This is a genomic window from Streptomyces murinus, assembly GCF_002154555.1.
GTDB lineage: Bacteria > Actinomycetota > Actinomycetes > Streptomycetales > Streptomycetaceae > Streptomyces > Streptomyces murinus.
This window is the reverse complement of the sequence record NZ_MUNF01000057.1, coordinates 1-4,976: the sequence shown is the minus strand read 5'-3', so window position 1 is coordinate 4,976 and position 4,976 is coordinate 1. Positions and strand designations below refer to the sequence as shown.

At 71.5% G+C, this 4,976-nt stretch carries 3 protein-coding genes and 1 pseudogene; 2 read left to right on the top strand and 2 right to left on the bottom strand.

Features of this window, described 5'->3' with window-relative positions:
• Positions 1 to 202 (top strand): annotated as a pseudogene (locus CCN72_RS38860) (hypothetical protein); the annotation flags it as partial.
• 1 nt (position 203) lies between these two features.
• Here CCN72_RS38860 and CCN72_RS04480 read toward each other — a convergent pair.
• Positions 204 to 1,268, bottom strand: a complete 1,065-nt coding sequence (locus CCN72_RS04480) for a hypothetical protein (RefSeq protein ID WP_086806415.1) — start codon at positions 1,266 to 1,268, stop codon at positions 204 to 206.
• Between the two features lie 258 nt (positions 1,269 to 1,526).
• The gene (pepN, locus tag CCN72_RS04475) at positions 1,527 to 4,097 is read right to left on the bottom strand and encodes an aminopeptidase N (protein WP_086806414.1); all 2,571 of its coding nucleotides are present in this window, start codon (positions 4,095 to 4,097) and stop codon (positions 1,527 to 1,529) included.
• Positions 4,098 to 4,237: 140 nt separating this feature from the next.
• Here pepN and CCN72_RS04470 point away from each other — a divergent pair, with 140 nt between their 5' ends.
• The gene (locus tag CCN72_RS04470; RefSeq protein ID WP_086806413.1) at positions 4,238 to 4,900 is read left to right on the top strand and encodes a mycothiol-dependent nitroreductase Rv2466c family protein; all 663 of its coding nucleotides are present in this window, start codon (positions 4,238 to 4,240) and stop codon (positions 4,898 to 4,900) included.
• Positions 4,901 to 4,976 lie beyond the last annotated feature (76 nt).

Sequence of the window (4,976 nt, the reverse complement as noted above, 5' to 3'; positions counted from 1 at the left end):
CGGTTGTCGTTCCCGGCGACGCGTCCGGCCCGGTCGCGTCGCCGGGAACGACAACCGCGTCGAGGTCCGGCAGGCCGCCCCCGAGGCCGGCCGGGAGGCCGCCGGTCCCGTCCAGAACAACACCGCCAAGGACCACGGCACCGTCTACACCGTGATGAACGGCGATCTGCACGTCCACCACGAGACCCCGGAAGAGGCCTGAACTACCGGGGCAGGACCACCACATAGGCGGCGGGCTCGCGGTCGTCCGCCGCCATCAGGGCCGTACGGACCACCGCGGCCTGCTGCTCCATCGCGTCCCTGAGCTTCCTCGGGGTCAGATGGACGACCGTGATGCCGAGCCGCTCCAGGTGCTCCCGCTTGCGGGCGTGGCGCGACCACTCCGACTCCTCGTCGGACTCGCCCTCCGCGTGCCCGTGCTGCGCCCGGGTGTCCAGCTCGACCGCGACCGCCTGGTCCGGCCAGTACGCGTCCAGGGCGCCGAGGCGGGGCCCGCCGGGCAGCCGCAGCTCGACGTTCCACAGCGGGTCCGGCAGGCCGTGCTCGGACACCATCCGGTACAGCCGGCTCTCCGCGATCGCGCGGCCCTCCGCCACCAGCGAGCCCACCGCGTCCCTCACCTGCGGCAGCCCGAGCAGGTTCGCGTCGGTCAACTCCCGTACGACGGCGGCCGGTTCGCAGTGTCCATCGCGCACCGCCTCGGTCAGCAGCCGCCGTACCGCCGCCCCGTCCCGCAGCTCCGCGACCGCGTCCGCCAGCGCCCGTGGCACCGGTGCCAGCGGCAGCCCGGTCACCGTGGCGGGGGTGGGCAGGTCGGCGGTGCGCAGGACGCGGACGTAGCCGGTGGAGCGCAGTCGGCGCTGCCGGGGCACCAGGACGTCGACGCGCTCCAGGTCCGCCGGCGCCGGTGTCCCCGTGAAGCCGTACAGGGCGAGCGCCGCGAGGCCGGTGAGCACCGCGCCCGGGTAGGGCGGCCGGTACGCGTGCCGCCCGGTCGGCTGGACCGGGACGCCGGGCGCGGGTTCCCGGGCCGCGTACCGCAGGGCGCCGTGCAGCCGCTCCTCGCCCGTCGGCGGCCCGGGGTGCAACAAGTAGATGTGCGGCAGCAGTTGGGACCAGGGCCCGCCCGGGCGGCACCGTGCGGAGAGTTCGGCCGTGGTCACCCCGTGGGCGCGCAGCTGGGCCGTGGTCAGGACCCGCTGATGGGGCTCGGCGAGCGGGCCGAGGTGACCGAGGGAGCCGGAGGAGAGCGGTGCATTGTGCGTCATGCCCTTCGGATGCCCACCCTTGGTCCCCCCTTTAACCGCTGTTACACGGTCGTCGAGAAATGCGGACAAGGTAGTACTAAAGGTCAGGTGTTCGGATGCCGAAAGGGCACCGGAAACCCCTGGTCCGCTCGGGTGCGGACCAGGGGTTACGGCCTGGTGGGTACGGGTCCCGTAACGGTCACCGACCGCCAAAGCTCAGGCCAAAGCTCAGTCCAGGCCAAAGCTCAGCTCGGGCCAAAGCTCGGCTCGGGCGACAGGTCAGCCGGCCTGTGCGTCGCGCTCCTGTGCGCGCAGGGCCCGCGCCAGGTCGTCCCGCGCCTCCAGCACCAGCCGCCGCAGCGCAGGCGCCGCCTCCTCGTGCGCCGCGAGCCACGCGTCCGTCGCGGCCAGCGTCCCGGGCCGGTCCTGGAGCGCCGGGAACAGTCCGCTGACGATGTCCATGCCGATCTGGATCGAACGCTCCTGCCAGAGCCGGTCGATGGCCGCGAAGTACTTCTCGGCGTACGGCGCGGTCAGCTCCCGCTGGGAGGGCTGGTCGAAGCCCGCGATGGTGGCCTCCACCAGCGCGTTCGACAGCGTGTCGGACTCCACCACCTGCGCCCACGCCTGCGCCTTGACGGCCGCCGACGGACGGGCCGCCAGGCAGCGCACCTGGTGGCGCTTGCCGGACGCGGTGTCGTCCCGGGCCAGCTCGGCGGCGATCACGGACTCGTCCGCCACGCCATGGGCGGCCAGCGGGCCGAGGAACGCCCAGCGCAGCTCCTGGTCCACCTCCAGGCCCTCGATGGACGCGGTGCCGTCCAGCAGGTCCTTCAGCAGCGCGAGATCCGGCTCGGCCGAGGCCGTCGAGGCGAAGAAGCGCGCCCAGGCCAGCTGGTGCTCGCTGCCCGCGTCGGCCGCCCGCAGCTGACGCAGCGCGCCCTCGGCGAGCAGCGCGCCACCCGTCTCCCGCCAGTCGGGGGCGGCGTAGCGGTCCAGCGCGGTGTGGGTCCAGGCGTGCAGCATCTGGAGCACACCGATGTCGGACTCGCGGCTCGCGAACCGCAGCACCAGGGCGATGAAGTCCCGGGCCGGCAGCAGCGCGTCCCGGGTCATGTTCCACAGCGCCGACCAGCACAGCGCGCGTGCCAGCGGGTCGGTCAGGTCGCCCAGGTGCTCCAGCAGCGTGTCCAGCGAGGCCGCGTCGAAGCGGATCTTGCAGTAGGTGAGGTCGTCGTCATTGACCAGCACCAGGTCCGGGGCCTCGGCACCGGCGAGGTCCGCCACGACCGTACGCGGGCCCTCCACGTCCGTCTCCACCCGCGCGTACCGTTCCAGGGCGCCGCCCTCGGTCAGCCGGTACAGGCCCACCGCGATCCGGTGCGGGCGCAGCTCGGGGTGCGACTCGGCGGCCTCCTGGAGCACCGCCAGCTCCGCGACGCGGGAGTCCGCCAGGAGCACCTGCGGGGTCAGCGCGTTCACCCCGGCCGTCTGGAGCCAGGACCGCGACCAGGCCGTCATGTCCCGGCCGCTGGTCTCGCCGAGCACCGACAGCAGGTCACCCAGGCGCGTGTTGCCGTACGCGTGCCGCTTGAAGTAGCGGCGGGCGCCCTCCAGGAAGGCGTCCTGGCCGACGTACGCCACCAGCTGCTTGAGGACGGAGGCGCCCTTGGCGTAGGTAATGCCGTCGAAGTTGAGCTTGGCGTCCTGGAGGTCGCGGATGTCCGCGGTGATCGGGTGCGTGGACGGCAGCTGGTCCGCGCGGTACGCCCACGCCTTGCGGCGGTTGGCGAAGGTGATCCAGGCGTCCTTGAAGCGGGTCGCGCCGACATTGCCGAACGTGCCCATGAAGTCCGCGAAGGACTCCTTCAGCCACAGGTCGTCCCACCAGGCCATGGTGACCAGGTCGCCGAACCACATGTGCGCCATCTCGTGCAGGATCACATTGGCGCGGGCCTCGTACGACGCCTGCGTCACCTTGCCGCGGAAGATGTACTCCTCGCGGAAGGTCACCAGGCCCGGGTTCTCCATCGCGCCCAGGTTGTACTCCGGCACGAACGCCTGGTCGTACTTCCCGAACGGGTACGGGTAGTCGAAGTTCTCGTGGAAGAAGTCCAGGCCCTGCTTGGTGACCAGGAAGACGTCGTCGGCGTCGAAGTGCGGCGCGAGCCCCTTGCGGCACATCGCGCCCAGCGGGATCTCCAGCGTCGTACCGTCCGCGAACGTACGGGAGTAGGAGTCCGTCACATAGTGGTACGGCCCCGCCACCACACAGGTGATGTACGTCGAGATCGGCTTCGTCTCCGCGAACTTCCAGACGCCGTCGGTGAGTTCACCGGCGCCGTTGCTCCACGCGGTCCAGCCCTCGGGCGCGCGCACCTCGAAGCGGAAGGGCGCCTTGAGGTCCGGCTGCTCGAAGTTGGCGAACACCCGGCGGGAGTCGGCCGGTTCGTACTGCGTGTAGAGGTAGACCTCGCCGTCCTCGGGGTCCACGAACCGGTGCAGGCCCTCGCCGGTGCGGGAGTAGGCGCACTGGGCGTCGACCACCAGCTCGTTCTCCGCGGCCAGGTCCTCAAGCGCGATCCGGGCGCCGTCGAAGACCTCGCTCGGGTCGAGGTCCTTGCCGTTGAGCGACACCGCGGTCACGCTCGGCGCGATCAGGTCGGCGAAGCTGGACGCGCCCGGCTCGTTGCAGCGGAAGCGGATCGTGGTGACCGAGCGGAACGTGCGCGGCTCGCCGTCCGCGTCGCCGACGGCCGACCTGAGGTCCAGGGACACGTCGTATCCCTCGACGGACAGCAGTGCGGCCCGCTCCCGGGCCTCGTCGCGGGAAAGATTCTCACCGGGCACGGCGGCACTCCCTTGTGATCGCGTGATTCAGGTCTGAACAGCACCGATCCTGCCATGTGCCCCTGACAGGAATCATCGGGGAATGCCCTCCGGGACGACGTCGTTGATCCCTCAAGAAGACCGTTTCGCTGAGGAGAGCCATGTCCGAGACCGCTTCCCCGTCCGGCAAGACCCCTGTCGACTTCTGGTTCGACCCGCTGTGCCCGTGGGCCTGGATGACCTCCCGCTGGGTCCTGGAGGTGGAGAAGCTCCGCGACATCGAGGTCCGCTGGCACGTCATGAGCCTCGCCGTCCTCAACGAGGACAAGCTGGACACGCTGCCCGAGGAGTACCGGGAGATGCTCGCCGTGCGCGCCTGGCAGGGCGTCCGGGTCGTCACCGCCGCCTGGCAGAAGCACGGCCAGGAGGTCGTGGGCTCGCTGTACACCGCGCTCGGCACCCGCATCCACAACAACGGCGAGGGCATCACCCTGGAGTCCATCGCCGGGGCGCTCGCCGACGTCGGCCTGCCCGCCGAGCTGATCGACTACGCCGAGCAGCAGGACTTCGAGTTCGACGCCGAGCTGCGCGCCTCCCACAAGGAGGGCATCGACAAGGTCGGCCAGGAGGTCGGCACCCCGGTCATCGCCGTCCCCGGCGACGACGGCGAGCAGATCGCCTTCTTCGGCCCCGTCGTCACCCCCGCCCCCAAGGGCGAACAGGCCGCCCGCCTCTGGGACGGCACCCTGGCGGTCGCCTCGGTCCCGGGCTTCTACGAGATCAAGCGGACGCGGACGCAGGGTCCGGACTTCAGCAACCTGTAGGCCGGACGGGCTGAGGGCCCGGCGGGATGCCGGGCCCTTGTCGCCGACGGAACGGCAGTTCCCTCAGGGGCGCGGG

Bases quoted from the DNA above. Each gene is read 5' to 3' on its own strand.
- CCN72_RS04480 (WP_086806415.1), bottom strand. From the start codon at position 1,268: ATGACGCACAATGCACCGCTCTCCTCCGGCTCCCTCGGTCACCTCGGC.
- CCN72_RS04470 (WP_086806413.1), top strand. From the start codon at position 4,238: ATGTCCGAGACCGCTTCCCCGTCCGGCAAGACCCCTGTCGACTTCTGG.